22 protein-coding genes are annotated in these 22,064 nt (G+C 62.9%); 8 read left to right on the top strand and 14 right to left on the bottom strand.

Annotation, left to right across the window (positions count from 1 at the left end):
* Window positions 1–82: 82 nt before the first annotated feature.
* The 5 genes from AC4LFW_RS14220 to AC4LFW_RS14240 form a co-directional block, all read right to left on the bottom strand.
* Entirely contained in the window at window positions 83–3,115 is a 3,033-nt protein-coding gene (locus AC4LFW_RS14220; RefSeq protein ID WP_491819720.1) for a sarcosine oxidase subunit alpha, read from the bottom strand.
* Window positions 3,112–3,417 (bottom strand): sarcosine oxidase subunit delta, encoded by a 306-nt coding sequence (locus tag AC4LFW_RS14225; protein WP_491819721.1) that lies wholly within the window; start codon window positions 3,415–3,417, stop codon window positions 3,112–3,114. Before AC4LFW_RS14225 ends, AC4LFW_RS14220 begins: the two co-directional genes overlap by 4 nt.
* Before the next feature lie 55 nt (window positions 3,418–3,472).
* On the bottom strand, window positions 3,473–4,723 hold the full coding sequence (locus AC4LFW_RS14230) for a sarcosine oxidase subunit beta family protein (RefSeq protein WP_491819722.1): 1,251 nt from the start codon (window positions 4,721–4,723) through the stop codon (window positions 3,473–3,475).
* Window positions 4,724–4,846: 123 nt separating this feature from the next.
* Window positions 4,847–6,100: a serine hydroxymethyltransferase gene (gene glyA, locus AC4LFW_RS14235; RefSeq protein WP_491819723.1), complete on the bottom strand. Its 1,254-nt coding sequence runs from the start codon at window positions 6,098–6,100 to the stop codon at window positions 4,847–4,849.
* A gap of 380 nt (window positions 6,101–6,480) precedes the next feature.
* The gene (locus AC4LFW_RS14240) at window positions 6,481–6,729 is read right to left on the bottom strand and encodes a hypothetical protein (RefSeq protein ID WP_491819724.1); all 249 of its coding nucleotides are present in this window, start codon (window positions 6,727–6,729) and stop codon (window positions 6,481–6,483) included.
* Between the two features lie 413 nt (window positions 6,730–7,142).
* On the opposite strand from AC4LFW_RS14240, the gene AC4LFW_RS14245 reads away from it, so the two are divergent.
* On the top strand, window positions 7,143–7,361 hold the full coding sequence (locus tag AC4LFW_RS14245; protein ID WP_491819725.1) for a hypothetical protein: 219 nt from the start codon (window positions 7,143–7,145) through the stop codon (window positions 7,359–7,361).
* Between the two features lie 35 nt (window positions 7,362–7,396).
* On the opposite strand, the gene mdtD is transcribed toward AC4LFW_RS14245, so the two are convergent.
* Window positions 7,397–8,806, bottom strand: coding sequence for a multidrug transporter subunit MdtD (gene mdtD / locus AC4LFW_RS14250; protein WP_491819726.1), 1,410 nt, complete (start codon window positions 8,804–8,806; stop codon window positions 7,397–7,399).
* A gap of 329 nt (window positions 8,807–9,135) precedes the next feature.
* Here mdtD and AC4LFW_RS14255 point away from each other — a divergent pair, with 329 nt between their 5' ends.
* Genes AC4LFW_RS14255 through AC4LFW_RS14270 form a run of 4 tightly spaced genes read left to right on the top strand, consistent with a single transcriptional unit; the run spans window position 9,136 to window position 12,269 of the window.
* A complete protein-coding gene (locus AC4LFW_RS14255; RefSeq protein WP_491819727.1) occupies window positions 9,136–9,669 on the top strand; it encodes an iron transporter in 534 nt (177 codons plus the stop codon).
* Between the two features lie 13 nt (window positions 9,670–9,682).
* Window positions 9,683–10,015, top strand: a complete 333-nt coding sequence (locus AC4LFW_RS14260) for a cupredoxin domain-containing protein (RefSeq protein ID WP_491819728.1) — start codon at window positions 9,683–9,685, stop codon at window positions 10,013–10,015.
* 23 nt (window positions 10,016–10,038) lie between these two features.
* Window positions 10,039–10,896: an FTR1 family iron permease gene (locus AC4LFW_RS14265; protein ID WP_491819729.1), complete on the top strand. Its 858-nt coding sequence runs from the start codon at window positions 10,039–10,041 to the stop codon at window positions 10,894–10,896.
* Window positions 10,893–12,269: a 4Fe-4S binding protein gene (locus tag AC4LFW_RS14270; protein WP_491819731.1), complete on the top strand. Its 1,377-nt coding sequence runs from the start codon at window positions 10,893–10,895 to the stop codon at window positions 12,267–12,269. The genes AC4LFW_RS14265 and AC4LFW_RS14270 overlap by 4 nt, the downstream gene beginning before the upstream one ends.
* 191 nt (window positions 12,270–12,460) lie before the next feature.
* Here AC4LFW_RS14270 and AC4LFW_RS14275 read toward each other — a convergent pair whose 3' ends face one another.
* From AC4LFW_RS14275 to AC4LFW_RS14285, 3 genes are read right to left on the bottom strand one after another with little or no spacing between them, the layout of a single operon-like run.
* Entirely contained in the window at window positions 12,461–13,156 is a 696-nt protein-coding gene (locus tag AC4LFW_RS14275) for an anaerobic ribonucleoside-triphosphate reductase activating protein (RefSeq protein WP_491819732.1), read from the bottom strand.
* Window positions 13,157–13,158: 2 nt separating this feature from the next.
* The gene (nrdD, locus tag AC4LFW_RS14280) at window positions 13,159–13,323 is read right to left on the bottom strand and encodes an anaerobic ribonucleoside-triphosphate reductase (RefSeq protein ID WP_491819733.1); all 165 of its coding nucleotides are present in this window, start codon (window positions 13,321–13,323) and stop codon (window positions 13,159–13,161) included.
* Window positions 13,324–13,363: 40 nt separating this feature from the next.
* Window positions 13,364–15,376, bottom strand: coding sequence for a ribonucleoside triphosphate reductase (locus tag AC4LFW_RS14285; protein WP_491819734.1), 2,013 nt, complete (start codon window positions 15,374–15,376; stop codon window positions 13,364–13,366).
* Window positions 15,377–15,616: 240 nt separating this feature from the next.
* Between AC4LFW_RS14285 and AC4LFW_RS14290 the strand changes: the two genes are divergently transcribed.
* Both AC4LFW_RS14290 and AC4LFW_RS14295 read left to right on the top strand, forming a co-directional pair.
* Window positions 15,617–16,294: a Crp/Fnr family transcriptional regulator gene (locus AC4LFW_RS14290; protein ID WP_491819735.1), complete on the top strand. Its 678-nt coding sequence runs from the start codon at window positions 15,617–15,619 to the stop codon at window positions 16,292–16,294.
* Between the two features lie 51 nt (window positions 16,295–16,345).
* Window positions 16,346–16,744, top strand: coding sequence for a putative zinc-binding protein (locus AC4LFW_RS14295; RefSeq protein ID WP_491819736.1), 399 nt, complete (start codon window positions 16,346–16,348; stop codon window positions 16,742–16,744).
* Here AC4LFW_RS14295 and ubiT read toward each other — a convergent pair whose 3' ends face one another.
* The 5 genes from ubiT to norR form a co-directional block, all read right to left on the bottom strand.
* Entirely contained in the window at window positions 16,745–17,239 is a 495-nt protein-coding gene (gene ubiT / locus AC4LFW_RS14300; RefSeq protein ID WP_491819738.1) for a ubiquinone anaerobic biosynthesis accessory factor UbiT, read from the bottom strand.
* Window positions 17,233–18,123 (bottom strand): U32 family peptidase, encoded by an 891-nt coding sequence (locus AC4LFW_RS14305; protein WP_491819740.1) that lies wholly within the window; start codon window positions 18,121–18,123, stop codon window positions 17,233–17,235. Before AC4LFW_RS14305 ends, ubiT begins: the two co-directional genes overlap by 7 nt.
* 11 nt (window positions 18,124–18,134) lie before the next feature.
* On the bottom strand, window positions 18,135–19,130 hold the full coding sequence (gene ubiU, locus AC4LFW_RS14310) for a ubiquinone anaerobic biosynthesis protein UbiU (protein WP_491819741.1): 996 nt from the start codon (window positions 19,128–19,130) through the stop codon (window positions 18,135–18,137).
* Between the two features lie 262 nt (window positions 19,131–19,392).
* Entirely contained in the window at window positions 19,393–19,602 is a 210-nt protein-coding gene (locus AC4LFW_RS14315; RefSeq protein ID WP_491819742.1) for a hypothetical protein, read from the bottom strand.
* 106 nt (window positions 19,603–19,708) lie between these two features.
* Window positions 19,709–21,235, bottom strand: coding sequence for a nitric oxide reductase transcriptional regulator NorR (gene norR, locus AC4LFW_RS14320; RefSeq protein WP_491819743.1), 1,527 nt, complete (start codon window positions 21,233–21,235; stop codon window positions 19,709–19,711).
* 150 nt (window positions 21,236–21,385) lie between these two features.
* Between norR and ytfE the strand changes: the two genes are divergently transcribed.
* The gene (ytfE, locus tag AC4LFW_RS14325; protein WP_491819744.1) at window positions 21,386–22,054 is read left to right on the top strand and encodes an iron-sulfur cluster repair protein YtfE; all 669 of its coding nucleotides are present in this window, start codon (window positions 21,386–21,388) and stop codon (window positions 22,052–22,054) included.
* Window positions 22,055–22,064: the final 10 nt, after the last annotated feature.

Genomic DNA, 22,064 nt, shown 5'->3' on the forward strand with positions numbered 1-22,064 from the left:
GGTTTACCTGCCTGGCGCCGCTGGGCGCCAATAAATTCTGGGTCTACCGAGAGTGAGGTGGTGTGCCCGCCTCACGCTCACCTCACACGTTCTGCCGTTCGCCTTTCGGGTCATAGAACACCGAGCTGACGATTTCGGCCTCTATCACGCTGCCATCGACCAGCGGTGCATACACACGCTCTCCGATGCGCTTGAGGCCGCCCTTGACCAGCGCCATGGCGAAGGAATAACCCATCGCCGCGCTCATGTAGCTGGAGGTCACGTGGCCCACCATGGTCATCGGAATCGGCTGCTTGGGGTCGAATACCAGCTGCGCACCTTCAGGCAGGACCTTTTTCGGGTCCAGCGGCTTGAGGCCCACCAGCTGCTTGCGGTTTTCCTTGAGACAATCCTCGCGGTTCATACCGCGCCAGCCTATCCAGGAGAATGGCTTGTTGCGGCCAACGCACCAGCCCATGTTCAGATCGTCCGGTGTCACGGATCCGTCGGTGTCCTGGCCAACGATGATGAAGCCCTTCTCTGCTCGCAGGACGTGCATGGTCTCGGTGCCGTAAGGCGTCAGGCCGTGCTTCTTGCCCGCCTCGATGATCTGCTTCCACACGCCCAGTGCGTAGTCGGCCTGTACGTTGACCTCATAACTCAGCTCGCCGGTGAAGGAGATTCGGAACACCCGCGCCGGTACACCGCCGACTTCGCCTTCCTTCCAGGTCATGAAAGGGAAGGCCTCCTTGTCCAGATCGATGTCGGTAACCTCGGCCAGCAACTTGCGGCTGTTGGGGCCGGACAGGGTCATGGTTGCCCAGTGATCGGTGACCGAGGTGAAGTACACCTTCAGCTCCGGCCACTCGGTCTGGTGGTAGATCTCCAGCCATTCCATCACCCGTGCAGCGCCGCCGGTGGTGGTGGTCATCAGGAAATGGTTGTCGGCCAGGCACGCAGTCACCCCGTCGTCGAAGACCATGCCGTCTTCCTTGCACATCAGGCCGTAGCGCGCCTTGCCTACGTCCAGCTTGGTCCAGGCGTTGGTGTAGACGCGGTTGAGAAACTCGCGCGCATCCGGGCCCTGAATATCGATCTTGCCCAGGGTCGAGGCATCGAGGATGCCGACCGCATTGCGCACTGCCAGGCACTCGCGGGCCACGGCGGCATGCAGGTCCTCGCCCTTCTTGGGGAAATACCAGGGGCGCTTCCACTGGCCGACGTCCTCGAATTCGGCGCCATTCTCCAGGTGCCAGGCCTGCAACGCAGTGTAACGCTTGGGCTCGAACAGCTCGCCGCAATGACGACCGGCGACGGCGCCGAAAGTAACCGGGGTGTAGTTCGGGCGGAACATCGTGGTGCCCATTTCGGCGATGCCGATGCCCATCGAGTGGGCCGCGATCGCCAGGCCATTGATGTTGCCGAGCTTGCCCTGGTCGGTACCGAAGCCCAGCGCGGTGTAGCGCTTTACGTGCTCGACCGACTCGAAGCCTTCATGGGTGGCCAGCTTGATGCCGGCCGCGGTAACGTCGTTCTGCAAATCGACGAATTGCTTGGGGGCACGCTCCGTGGGCTTGTCATGGGGAACCAGGAACAGCCCGACGGTCGCTTCCTCGGCGCGCTGTTCAACCTGCGGCAGGTTGCCGGTGACCGCCTGGAAGCCGGTCTCGGCGCTAGCCTTGGCACCGGCTTCGAAGCCGTCGGCAAGAGCGTCGCCAAGGGCGAAGACGCCATTCACCGCACCAGCGCAGGTGCGCTGCTGGAAACCTTCGCCGGGAACGAACGCGAGAATGTCTTCGCGCCAGACCGGACGACCGCCCAGGTGCGAGGCCAGGTGGACCACCGGGCTGTAGCCGCCGGAGCTGGCAATCAGGTCGCAGTCGACTACCTCGCCCGGGCTGGTGACCTTGTGACTGGCGATATCGATGGCGCAGATGCGTGCCCCGGTGACCCGCTTGCTGCCGCGCGCCTCGACCACGGCGCTGCCGGCGAGCACCCGCACTCCGCGGCGACGTGCTTCCTCGACCCAGGCACCGCGTGGATTGCTGCGTGCATCGGCCACAGCGACTACCCGGTGGCCTGCGTCCAGCCAGTCGAGCACGGCACGGTAGGCATAATCGTTGTTGGTCGACAGCACCAGCTGACGTCCAGGTGCCACGCCGTAGCGGCGCACGTAGGTGGACACCGCATCAGCGATCATGTTGCCGGGCACATCATTGTTGGAATAGACCAACGGGCGTTCGTGGGCACCAGTGGCCAGAACCACTCGCTTGGCCCGCACGCGATGCATGCGCTGGCGTACGATTCGCTGTCCGAATGTGCCCATGGGGGCCAGTTCTCCGAGGTGGTCTGCCCGGCGCTCGTGAATGGTCAGGAAGTTGTGGTCGTGGTAGCCGGTCACGGTGGAGCGCGGCAGCAGGGTCACTTCCGGCATGTTTTTCAGTTCGGCGATAACGCTGGCAGCCCAGTCGGCAGCGGGCTTGCCATCTAGCGTTTCGCGGGTACTGAGCAGGCTGCCGCCGAACTCTTCCTGCTCGTCGGCCAGGATAACGCGGGCGCCGCTGCGACCGGCGGCCAAAGCCGCGGCCAGCCCGGCAGGGCCTGCGCCGACCACCAGTACGTCGCAGTGCTGGTTCAGGTGATCGTAGTTGTCCGGGTCATTCGCCTTGGGCGCGCGGCCGAGGCCTGCAGCCTTGCGAATGTACTTCTCATAGGTCAACCACAGGTTCTGGGGGTACATGAAGGTCTTGTAATAGAAACCGGGCGGCATCATGCCCCCGCCGACCTTGCCAAGAATCCCCATCAGGTCCGTGTTGACGCTCGGCCATCCGTTCACGCTGTTCGCGGTCAGGCCTGCGTACAGAGCTTGCTGGGTGGCACGTACGTTGGGGATCTGTGACGCCTCGGTACCACCGATTTGCAACACGGCATTGGGCTCTTCGGCACCGGCGGCGACGATGCCGCGCGGACGCGAATACTTGAAGCTGCGGCCTATCACATCGACACCGTTGGCCAGCAGCGCGGCGGCCAGGGTATCGCCGGCAAAGCCCTGATAGGTCTCGCCGTTGAAGGTGAAGGTCAGGGGCTGGCTGCGGTCGATGCGGCCACCCTGGGAAAGACGATTGACCTGGCTCATGCCGTTGCTCCCTGGTCGACAGCCTTAGTCACGCTGGGCTGCTCGCCGATCTTGTAGGTTTCGAGGATTTCGTAGCTCACCGTGTGACGGGTGACGTTGAAGTACTGACGGCATCCCGCCGCATGTATCCATAATTCGTGATGGATGCCGCGCGGGTTGTCGCGGAAGAACAGGTAATCGCCCCACTCCTCGTCCGTGCAGGCGTTCGGGTCCAGCGGACGCGGAATGTGCGCCTGGCCACCGGCGTGGAACTCTTCTTCGGAGCGCAATTCGCCACAATGAGGGCAGAAGATATGCAGCATGGTCGGTACCTCCAGAAAACCTTCCTCCCTCCGCCTTAGGCGGAAGGGGCCAAAATCAGTGTGCGACCCCGGCCGCCCCGTGTTCGTCAATAAGCGCGCCGTTGTGGAAACGCTCGATCGAGAACGCCTTGGCCAGCGGGTGCATCTCGCCCTTGGCCAGGCTGGCGGCGAACACATGCCCCGAACCGGGCGTGGCCTTGAAGCCGCCGGTGCCCCAGCCGCAGTTGAAGAACAGGTTCTTCACCGGGGTCTTGGCGATGATCGGACAGGCATCCGGTGTGGTATCGACGATGCCGCCCCATTGGCGGTTCATGCGCACCCGCGAGAGGATCGGGAACATCTCGACGATCGCCTGCAGGGTGTGTTCGATGGTGGGGTAGGAGCCACGCTGGCCGTAACCGACATAACTGTCGATGCCGGCACCGATGACAAGGTCGCCCTTGTCCGACTGGCTGATGTAGCCGTGCACGGCGTTGGACATGATCACGGTGTCGATGATCGGCTTGATCGGCTCGGACACCAGCGCCTGCAACGGATGAGACTCGAGCGGCAGGCGAAAGCCGGCCAGCTTGGCCATATGCCCGGAATTGCCGGCGGTGACCACTCCGACGCGCTTGCCGCCGATGAAGCCCTTTGTGGTTTCCACGCCGATGCATACGCCGTTTTCCTTACGGAAACCGATCACTTCGGTCTGCTGGATCAGGTCGACGCCTAAAGAGTCGGCCGCGCGGGCATAGCCCCAGGCCACCGCATCATGACGGGCGACCCCACCGCGGCGCTGTAGAGACGCGCCGAGAATCGGATAGCGGGTGTTCTTAGAGCAGTCCAGGTAGGGGATCATTTCCGCCACCTGCTTGGCGTCCACCACTTCACCATCAATGCCGTTGAGGCGGTTGGCGCTGACACGGCGCTCGATGTCGCGCATGTCCTGCAGGGTGTGGCCGAGGTTGAACACGCCGCGCTGGGAGAACATGACGTTGTAGTTGATGTCCTGAGACAGGCCCTCCCAGAGCTTCATGGCGTGCTCGTAGAGCCGTGCCGATTCGTCCCACAGGTAGTTGGAACGCACGATGGTGGTGTTGCGCGCGGTATTACCGCCGCCCAACCAGCCCTTCTCGATCACCGCGACGTTCTTGACGCCGAATTCCTTTGCCAGGTAGTAGGCCGTGGCCAGGCCATGGCCGCCACCGCCGACGATAATGACGTCATAGACCGGCTTGGGCTTGGGGTTGCGCCACATGCGCTGCCAGTTTTCGTGATGGCTGAATGAATGCTTGAGCAGGCCGAAGCCGGAATAACGTTGCATGTCGAATGCTCCTGGAAAAACGACCGCCTCGAAGCGGTGATGCAATGCGATTCGTAGCGTGGATCGCCGGTTATCGACCCACCGAGTTGCGGTGGAAGGCAACAGCGCCTTCCACCCTACGAATCAGCGGTACACCGGATAGTCGGCGCACAGCCCAGCGACTTGTCGGGCAACCTGTGCCTCGACATCGTCATCACCGAGGTGATCGAGGATGTCGCAAATCCAGCCCGCGAGCTCGACACTCTGATCTTCCTTGAGCCCGCGCGTAGTAATGGCCGGTGTACCGATACGCAGACCGGACGTCACGAAGGGCGACTGCGGGTCGTTGGGTACGGCGTTCTTGTTGACGGTGATGCCTGCGCGACCCAAAGCGGCATCGGCGTCCTTACCGGTCAGGCCCTGCTTGATCAGGCTGACCAGGAACAGATGGTTGTCGGTGCCGCCAGAGACCACGTCGAAACCGCGATCGACGAATACCTTGGCCATCGCCTGGGCATTCTTGATGACCTGGGCCTGGTAGTCCTTGAAATCCGGCTCCATGGCTTCCTTGAAGCACACCGCCTTGCCCGCGATCACGTGCATCAACGGGCCTCCCTGGGCGCCGGGGAATACCGCTGCGTTGAGCTTCTTCTCGATGTCCGGATTGGCTTTGGCCAGGATCAGCCCGCCGCGTGGACCGCGCAGGGTCTTGTGTGTGGTGGTGGTGACCACATCGGCAAACGGGATCGGGTTGGGGTAGAGACCGGCAGCAACGAGCCCGGCCACGTGAGCCATGTCGACGAACAGCAGCGCACCGACCTTGTCGGCGATGGCACGGAAACGGGCGAAATCAAGGGTTTTCGAGTAGGCCGAGAAGCCCGCGACGATCATCTTCGGCTTGCTTTCGACGGCCAGGCGCTCGACCTCGTCGTAATCGATCAGGCCGGTGTCAGTATCGATACCGTACTGTACGGCGTTGTACAGCTTGCCGGACGAACTGACCTTGGCGCCGTGGGTAAGATGACCGCCGTGGGCCAGGCTCATGCCCAAGAGGGTGTCACCCGGCTGCAGCAGCGCCAGGTAGACGGCGCTGTTGGCGGAGGAGCCAGAATGCGGCTGGACGTTAGCGTAATCGGCGCCGAACAACTCCTTGGCGCGGTCGATAGCCAGCTGCTCGACCTTGTCGACATGCTCGCAACCACCGTAGTAGCGCTTGCCCGGATAGCCTTCGGCGTACTTGTTGGTCAGCCCGCTGCCCTGAGCTTCCATCACTCGCTTGCTGGTGTAATTTTCCGAAGCGATCAGTTCGATATGCCGCTCCTGACGCGACTCTTCGGCATTCATTGCTGCCAGCAGTTCGTCATCGTAGCCCTGGATCTGGTCTTGCTTGCTGAACATGGTGGTCTCCCTGCGGCATCAATGCGCCTGTGATCTCGGAGCCGGGTCGGTTCTGTGGAACTCAAAAACCGCGGCCTTGCCCGGCGAGGCCGGTTGGAGCCGATTCTGCAAATACACCGGCCTGCGCATTTGCCTGTTTGCGACATGCTCATGCTCAAATTGGCGTAAACCGGATATTTCGTTTGATCAAGCCACCTGTTCCCGTGCGTATCGGAGCCTGCCGCCGGCCTGGCAAAGGGTGCGGTAAACCGGCGTATGGCCGGCTGACATGCACAGCAGATGACAATCGATGCGCATGGCGGAGTACTCACGGACCCGAGCATGATCTGGACAGCGCATCATTGCGCAACGGCGCGGCTCAGCCGTAGGCCGGCAATAAGTCAACGCTGAAGCCGCTTGAGTTGTTCGAGCTGGCCCTTTTCCGCTCGCAGGCCGGCGCTCAGTTCGGCCTTTTCGCATTCGAGCCGTCGAATGATCTCCCCCAGACTCTGGAGCAGGCTACGCAAGACGCTCAGCTCCGCCTTATGTTGCTGGGTATTCAGCCACTGCACCCAGAGCAGGATCGTCAGTACCAAGACCGCTGTCAGCGAAACCCCCATCACAGCCCACGCCACACTCATTGCAGTCATCTTCAACTCCTTCTGCTCGACAGCTTTCATGTACAACCGAAGCTGAACGATATGTCGCGACTTATGACAGGTCGATAATGTTTACTTGCACAGGTAAACAAAGGCAGCAGGTTCGAGCGGCGCCGGCGCTCAGCAAAGGGCGTTGATCAGGCGGCTGGGCGAAGGCTGTGCGGTCTAGACTGGGGTGTACAGAGTAAGCAAGGATCAGCGCCTGTCATCAAAGCTTACATATCCAACCGGTATCCCTGCCCTATCCAAAGGGCAGCCGCAGACCCCAGCCAGCACCAACCGTTCAGCGGGAGACACCAGGAAGGCGATGAGCGGGCGCTTCGACGACGCGCGCAGCTGTCAGAATGACATCATGGCTGCAATGGCGCAGCCGCCGTCCTGAATCGAGCGCGAGCCTGCTAATCATGTCTGCCGAAAAACTCTATACGATCGTCTTGGAACACAGCCTGGAGGTTCTTCTCGAGGCCGCTACCATGGCGCAGGTCGAGGCGTTCTGGGATGCCTACGACACGCGATACTTCGGCCTCCGCATGGAAGAGGACAGCACCCACCATGCGCGGGTGATCGTCACTGACGAGATCCCCGAAGAAGAAGCCGAAGACGCCGAACTCTGCGTCGAGTGATCGTCTGGCCTGGCCTGCGGCTCGGCACCATGTTTTTACTCGTCGTCTATCAACCGGGCGGCCATGGTCTGTTTGCTGTCGAGCTGAAAGAACAGCGTCGCCGCCAGCATCGACATCGCGCCGATGCAGAGGAAGGTCAGGTGGAAGGCCCGCAGCACCGCCCCGCCATCGGCGCCCGGCAGGGTGAAGCCTCCCAGCAGCGCACCGGCCGAGGCCACCCCAAGACTCATGGACAGCTGCACGACCACCGATAGCAGGCTGTTCCCGCCGCTGGCGTTTTGATTGCTCAGTCCCACCAGGGTGACGGTGTTCATCGCGGTGAATTGCATGGAGTTCACGATGCCGATCAGCCCCAGGTGCACCAGCAGCACCGCGGTTGGGGTTTGGCCGTCGACCGTCGCCAGGCTGGCGATCAAGCTGCCAAGCAGCAGGGTGTTGCCAACCAGGATGCGTCGATAGCCGAGCCGGTCTATCAGCGGTTTCGCCAGAGGCTTTATCAGCATCGCGCCGACCGCCAGCGGGATCATGCTCATCCCGGCTTCTGCTGGCGAGAAGCCCAGCGCCACCTGCAGCAGCAATGGCAACAGGAAGGGCAACGCGCCACTGCCCAGGCGCGCGAACAGATTGCCGAAAATACCCACGGCAAAGCTTCGTGTATGGAACAACGACGGGCTGAACAGCGGGGTTTCCACATGGCCGGCGCGCAGCCAGTAGGCAGCCAGGCAGGCGCTGCCGATGACCATCAACAGCAGGACGCGGGCATGCGGCATCTGCATCTCGCCGAGCCCTTCCAGCGCGATGGTGATCAGCACCATCGCGCCGCCAAACAATATGAAACCAAGGGTATCGAAGCGTATCCGCGCAGCGCTTTTCAGATCCGGCATGAAACGCAGGGCAGCGAGACAGCCAACCAGGCCAACCGGCAGGTTGATCAGGAAGATCCAGTGCCAGGACGCGTACTGAACCAGCCAGCCACCGAGGGTCGGGCCCAGCAGTGGCCCGACCATGCCGGGCAACGCGATGAATGTCATCACCCTTACGAACTCACTGCGAGGGTAGGCCCGCAGCACCACCAGCCGCCCCACCGGCAGCATCAGGGCGCCCCCGACCGCCTGCACCACGCGTGACATGACCAACTGGTTGAAGGTTGCACTCATCGCGCAGAGCAACGAACCGAGGGTGAACAGCAGGATCGCGGAAAAGAATATCCGCCGGGTTCCGAAGCGATCAGCCAACCAGCCGGACGCGGGAATCAGCAGCGCCACGGTCAGCATGTAGGCAATGACCACACCCTGCATCCGCAGCGGGTTTTCGGACAGGTCGCGAGCCATGGCCGGCAGCGCCGTGTTGAGGATGGTGCCATCAAGGGTCTGCATAAAGAACGCGATGGCCACCAACCATGGCAGGACACGGGCGGTTCTGGCGTCCAGTACAGCTTGAGGCATAAGAATCTGGCTCCAAAAACGCCTATGTTAGGCCCCTATCGATCTGCTGGCAGCACTAATCGACACCCGGCCACCACCTGGACCCGGCACTTCGCGGTGCGCTGTCGGTGGGAGGGAAATGGCGGTCCGCCGGTGTGACAACGCAACGCACCTGGAGGGTTCCAGGCCGCGCCAGTAGCCGTCCGCAGCGATCAGGGTCGCGGCGGTTCGAGCGCCTGAGGGTATACGTTACAAATTATTTCATTCAAAATTGACGCGAATCATTATCGTTAAGCCTCACAGGTGAGAATCTTTACCTGCATCCCAACCCATTCCTTCTCGGAGGCCTCATGCGCATTCCCGCCACCCTAGCCATCGCTTCGCTACTGATCGCTCCCCTCGCCCAAGCCAAGGAATACCCAATTGGTGAACCGCAGCAATGCGGTGGCATGGAAGTCGGAGCAGTCTATCTGCAGCCGGTCGAAATGGAGCCCGCCGGGATGATGCTCGACGCGGCCAAATCCGACGTACACCTGGAAGCCGATATCGCCGCTACCGAAGACAACCGCAACGGCTGGCAGGAAGGCAGTTTCGTCTCCTACCTGAACATCCACTATGCGCTGAGCAAGAAGGGCTCGGATGAAAAGATCGAGGGCGACTTCCATCCGATGGTTGCCAATGACGGCCCGCACTATGGCGACAACGTCAAGCTGATGGGCCCGGGCAAATATTCGCTGACCTTCACCATTGCCCCGCCAGGCGGCGAGCACGCCATGTTCGGCCGCCACGTCGACAAGGAAACCGGTGTCGCGCCCTGGTTCGAACAGTGCACGCTGAACTACGAGTTCACCTACGCCGGCATCGGCAAGAAAGGCGGTTATTGAGCCGGAGGTCAGCATGCGACGCGTCCTGATCCCCATTCTCGCCCTGCTCGCTGCCGGTCTCGCCGGCGGCGCCCAGGCCGGGTTACCGACCTTTGAGCTGACCATCCGCGACGGCCATTTCGAGCCAGCGACCATCGAAGTTCCGGCTCGCCAGCGCTTCAAGATCGTCGTGATCAATGCCGGCAGCGGCCCGACCGAGTTCGAGAGCACGCCCCTGCGAGTGGAAAAGGTGCTTTCGCCGGGCGTCACCTCGTTCGTCGTAATCCATCCGCTCAAACCGGGCCGCTATCCCTTCTTCGATGAGTTCCACATGGACCTCCCGGAAGGGGAAATCATCGCCAAGTAGTTCCTTTTCAAAGGAGAAGCGACATGGGCCAATCAATGTTCATCGTCTGGCGTGAAAGCGTCGAGGCGCTGCTGGTCATCGGCATTCTGCATGCCTGGCTGAGCCAGCAACCGGACAACCGTCACGCGCTGCGTATGCTCTGGGGCGGCGTCGTGGCGGGCCTGGGCCTGGCTTCGCTGCTGGCCTGGGGCATCCTCAGTGCTGGCGACTGGCTGGCCGGGCCGGCCGGCGAGTGGTTCCAGTGCGCCATGCTGGTGGTCGCGGCTCTGCTGATCCTGCAGATGGTCGGCTGGATGCACCATCATGGCCGCGACCTCAAGCGCAACCTGGTAGACAGCGCGGCGGCCAGCCTCAGCCAGGGCAGCGGCATCGGGCTTTTGATACTGGCGATGCTCGCCGTGGCGCGCGAAGGCAGCGAAACCGTGGTGTTTCTCTATGGCGTCGGCCATCAGCAACAAGGCACCGATCTCACCGGTTTCGTGGTCGGAGGCGTGCTCGGTTTCGTCCTCGCATTGATCAGCTACGCAGCGCTGCAGGCCGGAAGCCGACTGTTCTCCTGGAAGCGCTTTTTTACTTTCAGCGAAGCCCTGCTGCTGTTGCTCGGCGCCGCCCTGCTGATGGCCGGGCTCGACCGTTTCAGCGGCCAGCTGATGGGCATGGACGTGCCGGAAGTGCTCTACACCGTTTTCGGCGACCCGATCTGGGACACTTCGGCCCTGCTCGATGACGGCGGCACCCTGGGCAGCACCATCGCCGGGCTGACCGGTTATCGCGCCATGCCATCGCTGGCTGCTGTGATCCTCATGGGACTTTACTGGCTGGCCGTCTGGGCCTGGCTGCGACCGAAGCCGGAGGCCCGTCTGGAGGCTCGCGCCGCATGATCGCCAATACTCCCTGGCTGGCGCGCATCGGCGACCTGCTGCGCCAGCATGCCAAGGCCATCCGCCTGATTCAGTGGCTGGTGGTGGGTTTCTACCTGGTGTTGCTGCTGGTCCCTGCGTTTCTTTCTCTGCCGCCGTCCGAAGCACGCATGCTGGACAACATCACGGTATTCGCTCAGTTCCTCTTCTGGGGGCTCTGGTGGCCGTTCGTCTTGCTGTCGATGGTGATGTTCGGACGGCTCTGGTGCGGGGTGCTCTGTCCGGAAGGCTCGCTCAGCGAGTGGATCAGCTGGCGCGGCCTGAACAAGCGCACACCGCAGTGGATCCGCTGGAGCGGCTGGCCGACCATCGCCTTTATCCTCACCACGGTCTATGGCCAGCTGATCAGCGTCTATGACTATGGCCGTGCTGCCGCGCTGATCCTCGGCGGCTCGACGGTGGCCGCGATGATCGTTGGCTTCCTCTATGGCCGCGGTAAGCGCGTCTGGTGCCGGCACCTGTGTCCCGTCAGCGGTGTATTCAGCCTGCTCGCGCGCCTGGCGCCGCTGCACTACAAGGTCGACGAAGAGCGCTGGCAGGCCAACCAGGGGCCGAAGCTGGCGACCCCCAACTGCGCCCCGCTGATCGACATCCGCCGCATGCAGGGCAACAGCGAATGCCATGCCTGCGGTCGGTGCAGCGGCCAGCGTGGCGCCGTCGCCCTTGCCGCCCGTTCGCCGAACGAGGAGATACTCATCGTCGGCAACCAGCCGCAACAGGGTCATTGGGACAGCACCCTGCTGCTGTTCGGCATGATCGGCCTGGCCATGGGCGCCTTCCAGTGGACGGTCAGCCCCTGGTTCATCACCCTCAAGCAGACCGCCGCCGAGTGGCTGGTGGACCGCGACATCTTCTGGCCGCTGGAGGCCAACGCCCCCTGGTGGCTGCTGACGCATTATCCGCAGAACAACGATGCATTCACCTGGCTCGACGGTGCGGCGATTCTTGGCTACATCGGTGCCTGCTCGCTGTTGGTGGGCGGCGCGCTCTGGTTGCTCCTTCGTGGCGCGGTACGGTTGATGAAACGCAACGACAATGTCTTCCATCACCTTGCCCTGACACTGACGCCGCTGGGCGGCGCCGGGCTGTTCCTGGGGTTATCGGCCACGACGATCAAGCTGTTGCGTTATGAAGGCTTTGTCCTCGCCTGGGCACAGCCGACGCGAGCGCTGCTGCTGGCCGGCGGGATTGGCTGGAGCCTTTATCTGGCCTGGCGCGTAATCAGCCGACATGGTGCCAATGGCCTGCGTCGCCTGTCTGCGTTCAGCTGCGTGGGGCTGGCGACAGCTGTGGTCGGTTATGGCTGGTATCTGCAATTCTGGGGCTGGAGCTGATCGAGAGCGCCTGGAGCTGAGCCTGCTCGCAAACCAAGGCACATGATCAGCGGATTCACGACCGCTACACAAAGCAGCAGGGCTCGCTTCCAGCACCGGCGCAAGCATCGCAGCAAGCAAGCCCTGCTTGAGACCGCTGCTACGCATGGCTTCAGGTCGCGCCTATACGAGCAGCGTTTCGGAGCGCGGCGTCAGCCGCGTAGTTGGAACGAAGGAAAAAGCTGCCCCATGCGATCCCATAGCTTTTGCTGATCGTAGGGCGCGCGGCTGTCGGCGAGCGAGTCATCGAGCATCCGCGCGGTACGCACGCATTGCACTGCGAACCGTTCGACTCCCAATTTGCGCAGTCGCTGCGCCATGTCCCACAGGCGTTCAGCGTCGAACAACTGCCAGTGCACGGTGGTGCGGCACTCATAGTCCACACCGCACGCAACAAGCGCTTCGAGGCTTTTCCAGTTCGCCTCGCCACTGCCTTCGACGCCCGTGATCAGTCGGCCATGTTCGGGCAGCGCCTTGACATCGAAGCCCACCCAATCCACCAGCGGCAGCACCTGACGGAACAGCTTGGGCTTGATGCCAGCGCTGTGCAGGCCGACCTTGAATCCCAGCGCACGTACCTGGGCGATAGCATCGGGCAAGGCCAGTTGCAGGGTCGGTTCGCCACCGCTGAACACCACCGCTTCGAGCAGACCGGCACGTTGTTGAAGAAATCCGAGGATGTCCTCCCAATCGCGCTCATCTGCTCCACAGGTCGGGATCAGCTGCGGGTTGTGGCAATAGCGACAGCGCCAGCCACAGCCCTGGCAGAACAGCACACAGGCCAGGTGATCGGGAAAGTCGAGGGTGGTCAGGGGCACCATGCCCCCGACCCGTAGCGCTGCGCCCATGGCTACCGCGCCAGCCCGGCCGCTTGCTCGGTGAAGTGGGTGCGCTCGCGATGCTCGGATTGCTTGCCCGGGTTGAATGCCGCAACCGGGCGGTGATAGCCCATCACCCGGGTCCAGACTTCACAGCGCTGGCGTTGGCTTTCGGGCAATTGGTTGGCTTGGCTCATGTGTTGCTCCTTTGGTTGGGTAAAACAGAACGAGGGCGGATCAGGCCGGACAGCCGCAACCGGCCTGTTTGGCCAGCAACGCCTCGTCGCACTTCGGACAGAATTCATGCTCACCGGCCAGATAGCCGTGGACCGGGCAGATCGAGAACGTCGGGGTGATGGTCAGATAGGGCAGGCGGAAACGCCCAAGCGAGGTGCGCACCAGGTTCTTGCAGGCCTGGGCAGAGGAGATCTGTTCGGCCATATAAAGGTGCAGCACGGTGCCGCCGGTGTATTTGGTCTGCAGCTCGTCCTGCAGCATCAGGGCTTCGAAAGGGTCGTCGGTGAAGCCCACCGGCAGCTGGGACGAATTGGTGTAGTACGGCGCCTCGGCCGTACCCGCTTGCAGGATGTCCGGAAAACGTTTGCGATCTTCCTTGGCGAAGCGGTAGGTGGTGCCTTCTGCGGGTGTCGCCTCGAGGTTGTAAAGATGACCTGTGTCTTCCTGAAACTGCACCAGCCGCGCGCGCACATGGTCGAGCAGGTCTACTGCCATGCGCCGGCCGACCTCGGTGTGCAACCCCTCGGCATCCTCGGTGAAATTGCGCACCATCTCGTGCAGGCCATTCACGCCGATGGTGGAGAAATGGTTGCGCAACGTGCCCAGGTACCGCTTGGTGTAAGGGTAAAGGCCGGCATCCATGTGGTGCTGGATGACCTTGCGCTTGACCTCGAGGCTCTGCCGCGCCAGCTCCAGCAGCGCATCCAGATGCTCGACCAGCCCGGTCCAGTCGCCAGCATGCAGGTAGCCCAATCGTGCGCAGTTGACCGTCACCACGCCCAGCGAGCCGGTCTGCTCGGCCGAACCGAAGAGCCCGCCGCCGCGCTTGAGCAACTCGCGCACGTCGAGCTGCAGGCGGCAGCACATCGAACGCACCTGGTTGGGCTGCATGTCCGAATTGAGGAAATTCTGGAAATACGGCAGGCCGTAGCGTGCCGTCATCTCGAACAGGCGGTCGGCATTCTCGCTGTCCCAGGGGAAATCGTGGGTGATGTTGTAGGTCGGGATCGGAAAGGTGAACACCCGGCCCAGACCGTCGCCGGCCTGCATCACTTCGATATAGGCACGGTTGATCAGCTCCATCTCGGCCTGCAGCTCGCCGTAGGCGAAAGGCATCTCCTCGCCGGCGATATAGGGGATCTGTTCGCGCAGGTCCTCGGGGCAGACCCAGTCGAAGGTCAGGTTGGTGAACGGTGTCTGGGTGCCCCAGCGCGACGGCACGTTGAGGTTGTAGATGAACTCCTGGATCGCCTGGCGCACTTCGTCGTAGCCGAGCCGATCCTTGCGCACGAACGGCGCCAGATAGGTATCGAAGCTGCTGAATGCCTGGGCACCTGCCCATTCGTTCTGCAAGGTGCCGAGAAAGTTGACCATCTGACCCAGCGCGCTCGAAAGGTGCTTCGGTGGCCCCGCCTCGACCCGCCCGGGAATGCCGTTGAAGCCTTCGTTGAGCAGCGAGCGCAGCGACCAGCCTGCGCAATAGCCGGCAAGCATGTCCAGGTCATGGATGTGCAGATCGCCCTCTCGATGCGCCGTGCCGATTTCCGGGCTGTAGACCTCGTCCAGCCAGTAGTTGGCGGTGACCTTGCCCGACACGTTGAGGATCAGCCCGCCCAGGGAATAGCCCTGGTTGGCGTTGGCACGCACCCGCCAGTCCTCCCGCGAGAGGTATTCGTTCATCGACGAGGCGACATCGACCAGCGACTTGCGATCGCGTCGCAGCCGTCCGTGGCGTTCACGGTAGACGATGTAGGCGCGCGCCGTGTCGTAGTAGCCCGCCTCCATCAAGACGCGCTCGACGGTGTCCTGGGCCTGCTCGACCTCCACGATCCGCTGAGGCAACCGTGCCAGCACCTGCTCGGCCAGAGCCTTTGCCGTAGCGCCATCGAACTCGCCGGTGGCGTCCCCTGCCGCCGTGATTGCCCGCTCGATCTTTGCCAGTTCAAACGCCAGCAGTCGGCCGTCGCGCTTGCGCAGCGATACCGGTTGCGCCCTTTTGGCGAGCCCTTCCATTACCACCCCCAATCACAATATGTAGATACGGAAAAACACCGAAACACAAGATGGTGTGCAATGTAGGGAAACCGGTCCTTCTACGAATTGACCATCGTCAAGTTGCCCAGGCTGTTTTTGGAAATTGCCTGACCTCAACGCCCGGCGGGCAGGATCTTGTTCACGATCAAGGAAACTGCCGCGCGCCGGCTTTTACGATGCAGCCTCGAACCATCCCGGACTGGCGCCGGGGGAGGACACATGCTCACCGAAACATCACTTGTCGCGGAGCTGCGCCGCCATCACCTGTTCAGCCGGCTGCCCGAGTCGGCGCTGCAGGAGGTGTGCACGTCAGCCAACCTCAAGCGCGTGCCCGCCGGCGCGGCACTGTTTCATCAAGGCGACCGGGCCGAACGTTTCTACTTCCTGTTCAGTGGCCAGGTGAAGCTGCACCGCGTGGTATGCGATGGGCAGGAAAAGCTGGTGGAGGTCATTAGGCCTCGCGAATCCTTCGCTGAAGCCCTGCTGTTCACCGGAACGCCAAACTATCCGGTCAGTGCCACGGCCCTCAAGGCCAGCCTGGTGGCGAGCCTGCATGGGCCACACTACCGGCGCATGCTCGAAGAACATCCGAGCATCTGCCTGGACATCCTTGCCACTCTGAGCATTCGCCTGCATCAGCGGATGAACGAGATCGACACCCTGACACTGGCCAACGCCAGCCATCGGGTGGTGCGCTTCCTCTACCAGTCGCAGGAAGACGACAGCGGCGTGGTAACCCTGGACGTACCGAAACGCCTGATCGCCTCCAAGCTGGGCATCCAGCCGGAAACCTTTTCACGCATCCTGCACCGGCTGATCGAGTCGGGGATGATCAGCGTGCAGCGTCGGCGCATCGAAATTCTCGACAGCCAGGGGCTGGCGGCCTACCAGGAGTAATCTCCTGCATATCAACCAACGCCGAGCCCATCGGCCTGACCGGAGAACGTAATGCCCCGTACCGCCCACCTCCCGCTGGTCTATTCCTGCTCAGGCTGCTCCAACGTGGCGCAGCTGGCGAACACCCTCGCTGTACGCCTGGACCGCGCCGGCCTTGCGGAAATGTCCTGCATCGCCGGTGTCGGCGGCCGGGTCGGCTCACTGGTGAACAAGGCCAATTCAGGCCGGGCGATCCTCGCCATCGATGGCTGCCCCCTGCACTGTGCCCGTGCCTGCCTGGCGCAGCATGGCGTAACGGCCAACGTCCACATCACCCTTAGCAGCTACGGCTTGCGCAAGCGTTACCGGGAGGACTGCAGCGAGACCGAAGCCAACGCCTTGTTCGAGGACATGCGCGAGATCATCGCCAGTGACCGGATGCAGCCGAAACACCAGCTGCGCTCGGTTTGATCAGACGGGCGCCGGTTGCGCCCGGCCCGCCTGCGCCACCCCTTCACCGGCACGCTGCAACAGCGTCCACAACCAGGGCGGCAGCATGTCCGGGTCAAGGCTGTCGATCAGATTCTTGATGGCCAGGCCCAGCTCGGTATCCCCTTCGATGACCAGACGGCGACGGAAGAACAGGGTGTCCGGGTCTTCCTGGCGGCTGGCGAGCAGCAAGAACTCCCGCCAGTTACCGCGAATGGTGACCTCGACCGGTGCCTGCTCGGCGATACGCAAGCGCTGCCCTTCGCAGGTCAGGCACCAGGCCAGCTTGAGGTCTGCCACCTCCAGACGCATCCAGTGCCCGTCCAGCGCCTCGAAGGCGTCGTCTGCCAGGGGTTCGGCGAACAACTGATTGAGGCTGCGTTCAAGGGCCAGGCGTTGCAACGCAAATGGCGTGTGCGCCGCCAGGGGCAGCAGTCGTTCGCCAAGGGCCAGAAGCTGCGCAGGAGGTTTCAGCACAGGCCGGCCTCCTCTGCGCGCAGCATGCCGGGCTGGCCATGCCAGTAACCGTTGCAACCCTCGACGGCGAGCGGCGGCAGCGCGCCCTTGCGCACCGCATCGAACGCCCTGATGACGTCGGACATTCCAGCGGCCCGTGGGCTCAGACGCAGCAGTTCTGCTCCGCTGGCCGCCAGTGCCGGATAATCCGCCAGCAGATTGCTGACCGAGGCAGACAGGGTCTGGATCCCGTTGATGGTGAACAACGCTTCGCCTTCCTGGCTCAACAAGGGAATACCTTCCGGATAGTTCTGGCAGCAGAACTGGCAATCGTCCTTCGGGCGGTTTTCCGCCCGTGCGGTAAAGCAACGTGCGGAATAGGCCAGCGGCAAATGACCGTAGGCGAAGATTTCGATTTCCGGCAGTTCTACCTCCAGCTGCTCCAACTGGGCGCGGGCGCTGCGGATCATGGCACCCGACATTTCCACCGGTGGCACCCACCGGCACATGCCACTTTCGACCAGCTCGGCCAGGGCGTGGCCGTTATAGAGGTTGAGCGCCGGCCCGCCGACAAAGGGCAGGTTCTTCTGCGACAGGTAGTGCACCGCGCCCATGTCATTGGCTTCCACCAGCAGCTCGCCGTTGTCACAGAGGCGGCGCAGGCCGGACAGCTCCGAGGCGGCTTCCACCAGCGTCAGGCCGGAGAGCACCATTTGCGCGGACGTCTCCCCCGCCAGTTCGCGAGCCAGGCCGATCCAGTCGTCCAGGCCCATGCTGCGGCGTTTTGAGCAGACGGTTTCGCCGAGGTAGATGACGTCCAGCGGCTGGCCGGCCATGTCTGCATAGAAATCCAGGGTCTGCTGCCGATCCCAGTAGAACAGCACGGGGCCGAGGCTGAGTTTCATGGTTCGCTCCTTCATTGCCATGCCCGGTGGTAGGCGCCCAGCGTGGTTTGCGAGCCCTCGGAAAGCCCATCGAGTACCGCGCGCCAGTCTGGCTGCACCGCATAGCGCTGCGGCGCGTTCAGATAGGCATCCAGCGCCGCACGCCAGACCCGGGTGACCTGTTCGACATAGGCCGGGCTGCGCTGTCGACCCTCGATCTTCATGGCCGTGACGCCAATGGCCGCCAGCTCCGGAATCAGGTCCAGGGTGTTCAGGCTGGTGGGTTCTTCCAGGGCATGAAAGCGCTCGCCGTTGACCATGAAGCGGCCCTTGCAAAGGGTCGGATAGCCGGCCGACTCGCCTTCGGCATAGCGATCGATCAGCACGTTGTTCAAGCGTGAAGTCAGCCCCTCCGGCTCTTCGCTCCAGCGCACCGCCTTGGCTGGCGAGCAGACACCACACAGATTCGGCGACTCGCCCGTGAGGTAGGAAGACAGGTGGCAGCGCCCCTCGGCCATGATGCACAGGCTGCCAAAGGCGAACACCTCGATCGGCACCGGGCTGCTGGCGGCCACCTGTCTGACCTGTTTGAGCGAAAGCACCCGGGGTAGCACGGCGCGCTTGATGTTGTAGCGCTGCTGATAGAACGCCAACGCCTCGGCATTGGTCGCCGAGCCCTGCACAGAGAGGTGGAGATTGAGCTGCGGATGACGTTTGGCGGCATAGCCCAGCACCCCGGGATCCGCCGCGATGAGTGCGTCCACGTTCAAATCCGCCGCCTGGTCCACGGCTCGCTGCCAGCGGGACCAGCCGTCAGGCTGGGCATAGGTATTGACGGCGATATACAGCTGGCGACGCTTTTGACGAATCAGCTGCAAGCCCTTGTCGAGCTGTTTTTCGTCGAGGTTGAGACCGGCGAAATGGCGGGCATTGGTGTCGTCACGAAAACCGACATAGATGGCATCGGCGCCCTGCTGGACGGCGGCCTTGAGCGCGGGCAGGCTTCCTGCCGGACAGACCAGGTGCATGGCAACTCCTAGACAATCGAAATCATGCGCGCCGGCGCCAACAGGCACAGGCGGCCGTCCGGGAAGGGACGGGAGGCCGGCAGTCTAGGTACTAGGCCGGCGATCGGCATTGATGAGCGTCAAGGGAGACTGGCCACCGGAGCGCCTGCCTGCAGATGCAGGCAGAGTGATTCAGGCTGCAGCGGGGCCCGCCAATCCACCCTTGCAGGCAGGCTGCAGGTTTCTCGCTCAACCAGCAGCCTTTAGCGGGTTTTCGGCCAGGCTAGATTCCCTCGTCTCCCTCGAACTCCTCGGTAGCGCGGGCCACCATCTGCCGCCAGGCGCCGGATTCCTCCGCCAGCAGGCGCATGGCCTTGAGGCTGGCTTCGAAGGCCTGTTGGTAGTGCTGCGGGTTGTTCTCGCTGGCGGCCCGGTCGGCATGCGCCTGGGCCTCGGTCAGCAGCGTTTGGAACTGTTCATGGTCCAGAGCCATGGGCGTCTCCTCGATCGTGGTGATTGAACCTTAGACCACCCCGCCAGCAAGACGACTCGCACCGACTGGCGGACCGCCCGCCAGCCGCGACGAGACAGGGCTCAGCTCACTTGAGCTTGAGCCGCCGCGCCAGTTTGTGCAGGTTGCTCGAATCCACATCCAGCAGCCGGGCCGCCTGGGCCCAGTTTTCTGAGCTGGCTTCCAGCGCGCGGACTATGGCCTGACGCTGGCAGGCATCTACCGCCTCACGCAGCGAAACGATTGGCGCCTGGGCCGCAGGCATCTGCTCGGCGATCGGCGCCAGGTCCGCGGTCTGGGTACTGTCGAGGGCGAGCAAGTCGGGTTCCAGCGTGAGGATATCGCTGCGAGACACCCCACTGCTCAACAGACGCAGCGCCGCGCGACTGATCACGTGTTCCAGCTCGCGCACATTGCCCGGCCAGCTGTAGCCCAGCAGAGCCCGCTCCGCAGCCGGCGACAAGCGCATGCTGCGCAGCCCCAGGCGCGCACGATTGAGCTCCAGGAAAAAGCCGGCAAGGATCAGCACATCGTTGCCGCGCTCACGCAGCGGGGGAATCGGTGCCGGATACACCGACAGACGATGATAGAGATCAGCACGGAAATGGCCGTCGCGCACGCTTTCACGCAGATTGCGATTGGTCGCCGCGATGATCCGGACATCGACCTGCCGCGGCTTGTCGGCGCCCAGGCGCTGGATTTCCCCGTTCTGCAAGGTACGCAGCAGTTTGGCCTGCACCACCAGCGGCAATTCGCCAACTTCGTCCAGCAGTAGCGTGCCGCCATTGGCCGCATCGAAGCGTCCCGGCCGGTCCGTCGTCGCACCGGAAAAGGCGCCCTTGACGTGGCCGAACAGCTCGCTCTCGGCAAGCGACTCGGGCAAGGCCGCGCAATTGACCAGTATCAGCGGCTTGTTGCGTCGCCGCGAATGACGATGCAACCAGCGCGCAAAAAGCTCCTTGCCGACACCGGTCTCGCCCAGCAGCAATACGGGCAACTCGGAGTCGGCGACGACTTCCAGTTCGCGCAACAGCTCGCGGATCACCGGGCTCTGGCCAAGGATTTCGCCGTCCTTCGGCAGCTGGCTGGGCTCAAGCACATCACTGCGCGCCAGGCGCAGGCTGCGATTCTCATGCTCCAGGCGGGTGATACGGATGGCGGCCTCGATCAAAAGCGTGTAGCGCTGAAGATCCTGCCGCGCATCGTCGTCAAAGGTGCCGGCATGCAGCGCATCGAGGGTCAGCGCGCCCCATAATTTGCCCTCCACGAACAGGCTCACGCCCATGCAGTCGTGCACTGGCAAGGGTTCACCGATGCGCTCGTCGAGCAGACCGTCGTAGGGGTCGGGCAGGCCACTGTCGGGCTCGAACCAGGTGGGCTCGCGCTGCGAAAGAATGGCCGCCAGGCGAGGGTGCTGAGCCACCACGAAGCGGCGACCGAGCGCTTCGCGCACCAGCCCGACGGCGGCCAACGGGCGGAGCGTGTCGTCGTCCAGCCGAAGCAACACTACGGCGCCACAGCGAAAGCGCTGATGCAGCGTATGCACCAGGCGCTGAAGCCGAACCGCATTAGGCAGCTCGGTCACCAGATCGGCCAGCAAGGCGTCTTCCATCATGGTCTTTCATACCCTTATGGTTTTTTCAACCCTAACCCGCCTCGGTAGTTTTGACCAATGCGTTTTTTTAACGCTTGAAAAACAGATAGATAGGGATGGCATAGCGATTGCGATAGGCAGCGTATCGAGGCCATTTCGCGGATTCCCACCATGACAAGCGTGTCTACCGAGCAAACCCTGGGCAGCCTGGCCTGCCTGATCCCTGGCGCCACTCGCCTATTTCGCCGGTACAAGCTGGACTTCTGCTGTGGCGGCGATACCCCGCTTCGTGATGCCGCCGCCCGGCGCGAGCTGGATGCCCAGCGCATCGCAGACGAGCTGACGGCGTTGGGCGCTGAGGCTGAGCACGAAACCGATTGGCGTAATGTTCCCTCCGCCACCCTGATCGATCATCTCCTGGAACGCTTTCATGAGCGGCACCGTGAGCAGTTCCCGGAGCTGATCCGCCTGGCCAGCCGTGTCGAGCAGGTTCATGGCAACAAACCGGACTGCCCGGCCGGGCTCGCCGAGCATCTGTGGGGCATGCAGCAGGAGCTGGAAAGCCACATGCTCAAGGAGGAACAGGTACTTTTCCCCATGATCCGCCGCGGAATGCGCGTGCCCAGTGAGCAAGGCCCGATTGCGGTGATGCGCTACGAGCACGACCAGCACGGCATCGCACTGGATCGCCTGGCCGCGCTGACAGACGACATCACCCCGCCGGCAAACGCCTGCAATACCTGGCGCGCGCTATATCGCGGGCTGGAGGAGATGCGTGACGATCTGATGCAACACATTCACCTGGAAAACAACATTCTGTTCATCAAGGCTTCGCAGTGAAGTCAGGTGA

It is taken from the genome of Stutzerimonas sp. C6.4V, assembly GCF_058536345.1.

What these genes read in the sequence shown, in the direction of transcription:
- AC4LFW_RS14220 (WP_491819720.1), bottom strand. Translation starts at nt 3,115, where the DNA reads ATGAGCCAGGTCAATCGTCTTTCCCAGGGTGGCCGCATCGACCGCAGC.
- AC4LFW_RS14225 (WP_491819721.1), bottom strand. Translation starts at nt 3,417, where the DNA reads ATGCTGCATATCTTCTGCCCTCATTGTGGCGAATTGCGCTCCGAAGAA.
- AC4LFW_RS14230 (WP_491819722.1), bottom strand. Translation starts at nt 4,723, where the DNA reads ATGCAACGTTATTCCGGCTTCGGCCTGCTCAAGCATTCATTCAGCCAT.
- glyA (WP_491819723.1), bottom strand. Translation starts at nt 6,100, where the DNA reads ATGTTCAGCAAGCAAGACCAGATCCAGGGCTACGATGACGAACTGCTG.
- AC4LFW_RS14240 (WP_491819724.1), bottom strand. Translation starts at nt 6,729, where the DNA reads ATGACTGCAATGAGTGTGGCGTGGGCTGTGATGGGGGTTTCGCTGACA.
- AC4LFW_RS14245 (WP_491819725.1), top strand. Translation starts at nt 7,143, where the DNA reads ATGTCTGCCGAAAAACTCTATACGATCGTCTTGGAACACAGCCTGGAG.
- mdtD (WP_491819726.1), bottom strand. Translation starts at nt 8,806, where the DNA reads ATGCCTCAAGCTGTACTGGACGCCAGAACCGCCCGTGTCCTGCCATGG.
- AC4LFW_RS14255 (WP_491819727.1), top strand. Translation starts at nt 9,136, where the DNA reads ATGCGCATTCCCGCCACCCTAGCCATCGCTTCGCTACTGATCGCTCCC.
- AC4LFW_RS14260 (WP_491819728.1), top strand. Translation starts at nt 9,683, where the DNA reads ATGCGACGCGTCCTGATCCCCATTCTCGCCCTGCTCGCTGCCGGTCTC.
- AC4LFW_RS14265 (WP_491819729.1), top strand. Translation starts at nt 10,039, where the DNA reads ATGGGCCAATCAATGTTCATCGTCTGGCGTGAAAGCGTCGAGGCGCTG.
- AC4LFW_RS14270 (WP_491819731.1), top strand. Translation starts at nt 10,893, where the DNA reads ATGATCGCCAATACTCCCTGGCTGGCGCGCATCGGCGACCTGCTGCGC.
- AC4LFW_RS14275 (WP_491819732.1), bottom strand. Translation starts at nt 13,156, where the DNA reads ATGGGCGCAGCGCTACGGGTCGGGGGCATGGTGCCCCTGACCACCCTC.
- nrdD (WP_491819733.1), bottom strand. Translation starts at nt 13,323, where the DNA reads ATGAGCCAAGCCAACCAATTGCCCGAAAGCCAACGCCAGCGCTGTGAA.
- AC4LFW_RS14285 (WP_491819734.1), bottom strand. Translation starts at nt 15,376, where the DNA reads ATGGAAGGGCTCGCCAAAAGGGCGCAACCGGTATCGCTGCGCAAGCGC.
- AC4LFW_RS14290 (WP_491819735.1), top strand. Translation starts at nt 15,617, where the DNA reads ATGCTCACCGAAACATCACTTGTCGCGGAGCTGCGCCGCCATCACCTG.
- AC4LFW_RS14295 (WP_491819736.1), top strand. Translation starts at nt 16,346, where the DNA reads ATGCCCCGTACCGCCCACCTCCCGCTGGTCTATTCCTGCTCAGGCTGC.
- AC4LFW_RS14305 (WP_491819740.1), bottom strand. Translation starts at nt 18,123, where the DNA reads ATGAAACTCAGCCTCGGCCCCGTGCTGTTCTACTGGGATCGGCAGCAG.
- ubiU (WP_491819741.1), bottom strand. Translation starts at nt 19,130, where the DNA reads ATGCACCTGGTCTGTCCGGCAGGAAGCCTGCCCGCGCTCAAGGCCGCC.
- AC4LFW_RS14315 (WP_491819742.1), bottom strand. Translation starts at nt 19,602, where the DNA reads ATGGCTCTGGACCATGAACAGTTCCAAACGCTGCTGACCGAGGCCCAG.
- norR (WP_491819743.1), bottom strand. Translation starts at nt 21,235, where the DNA reads ATGATGGAAGACGCCTTGCTGGCCGATCTGGTGACCGAGCTGCCTAAT.
- ytfE (WP_491819744.1), top strand. Translation starts at nt 21,386, where the DNA reads ATGACAAGCGTGTCTACCGAGCAAACCCTGGGCAGCCTGGCCTGCCTG.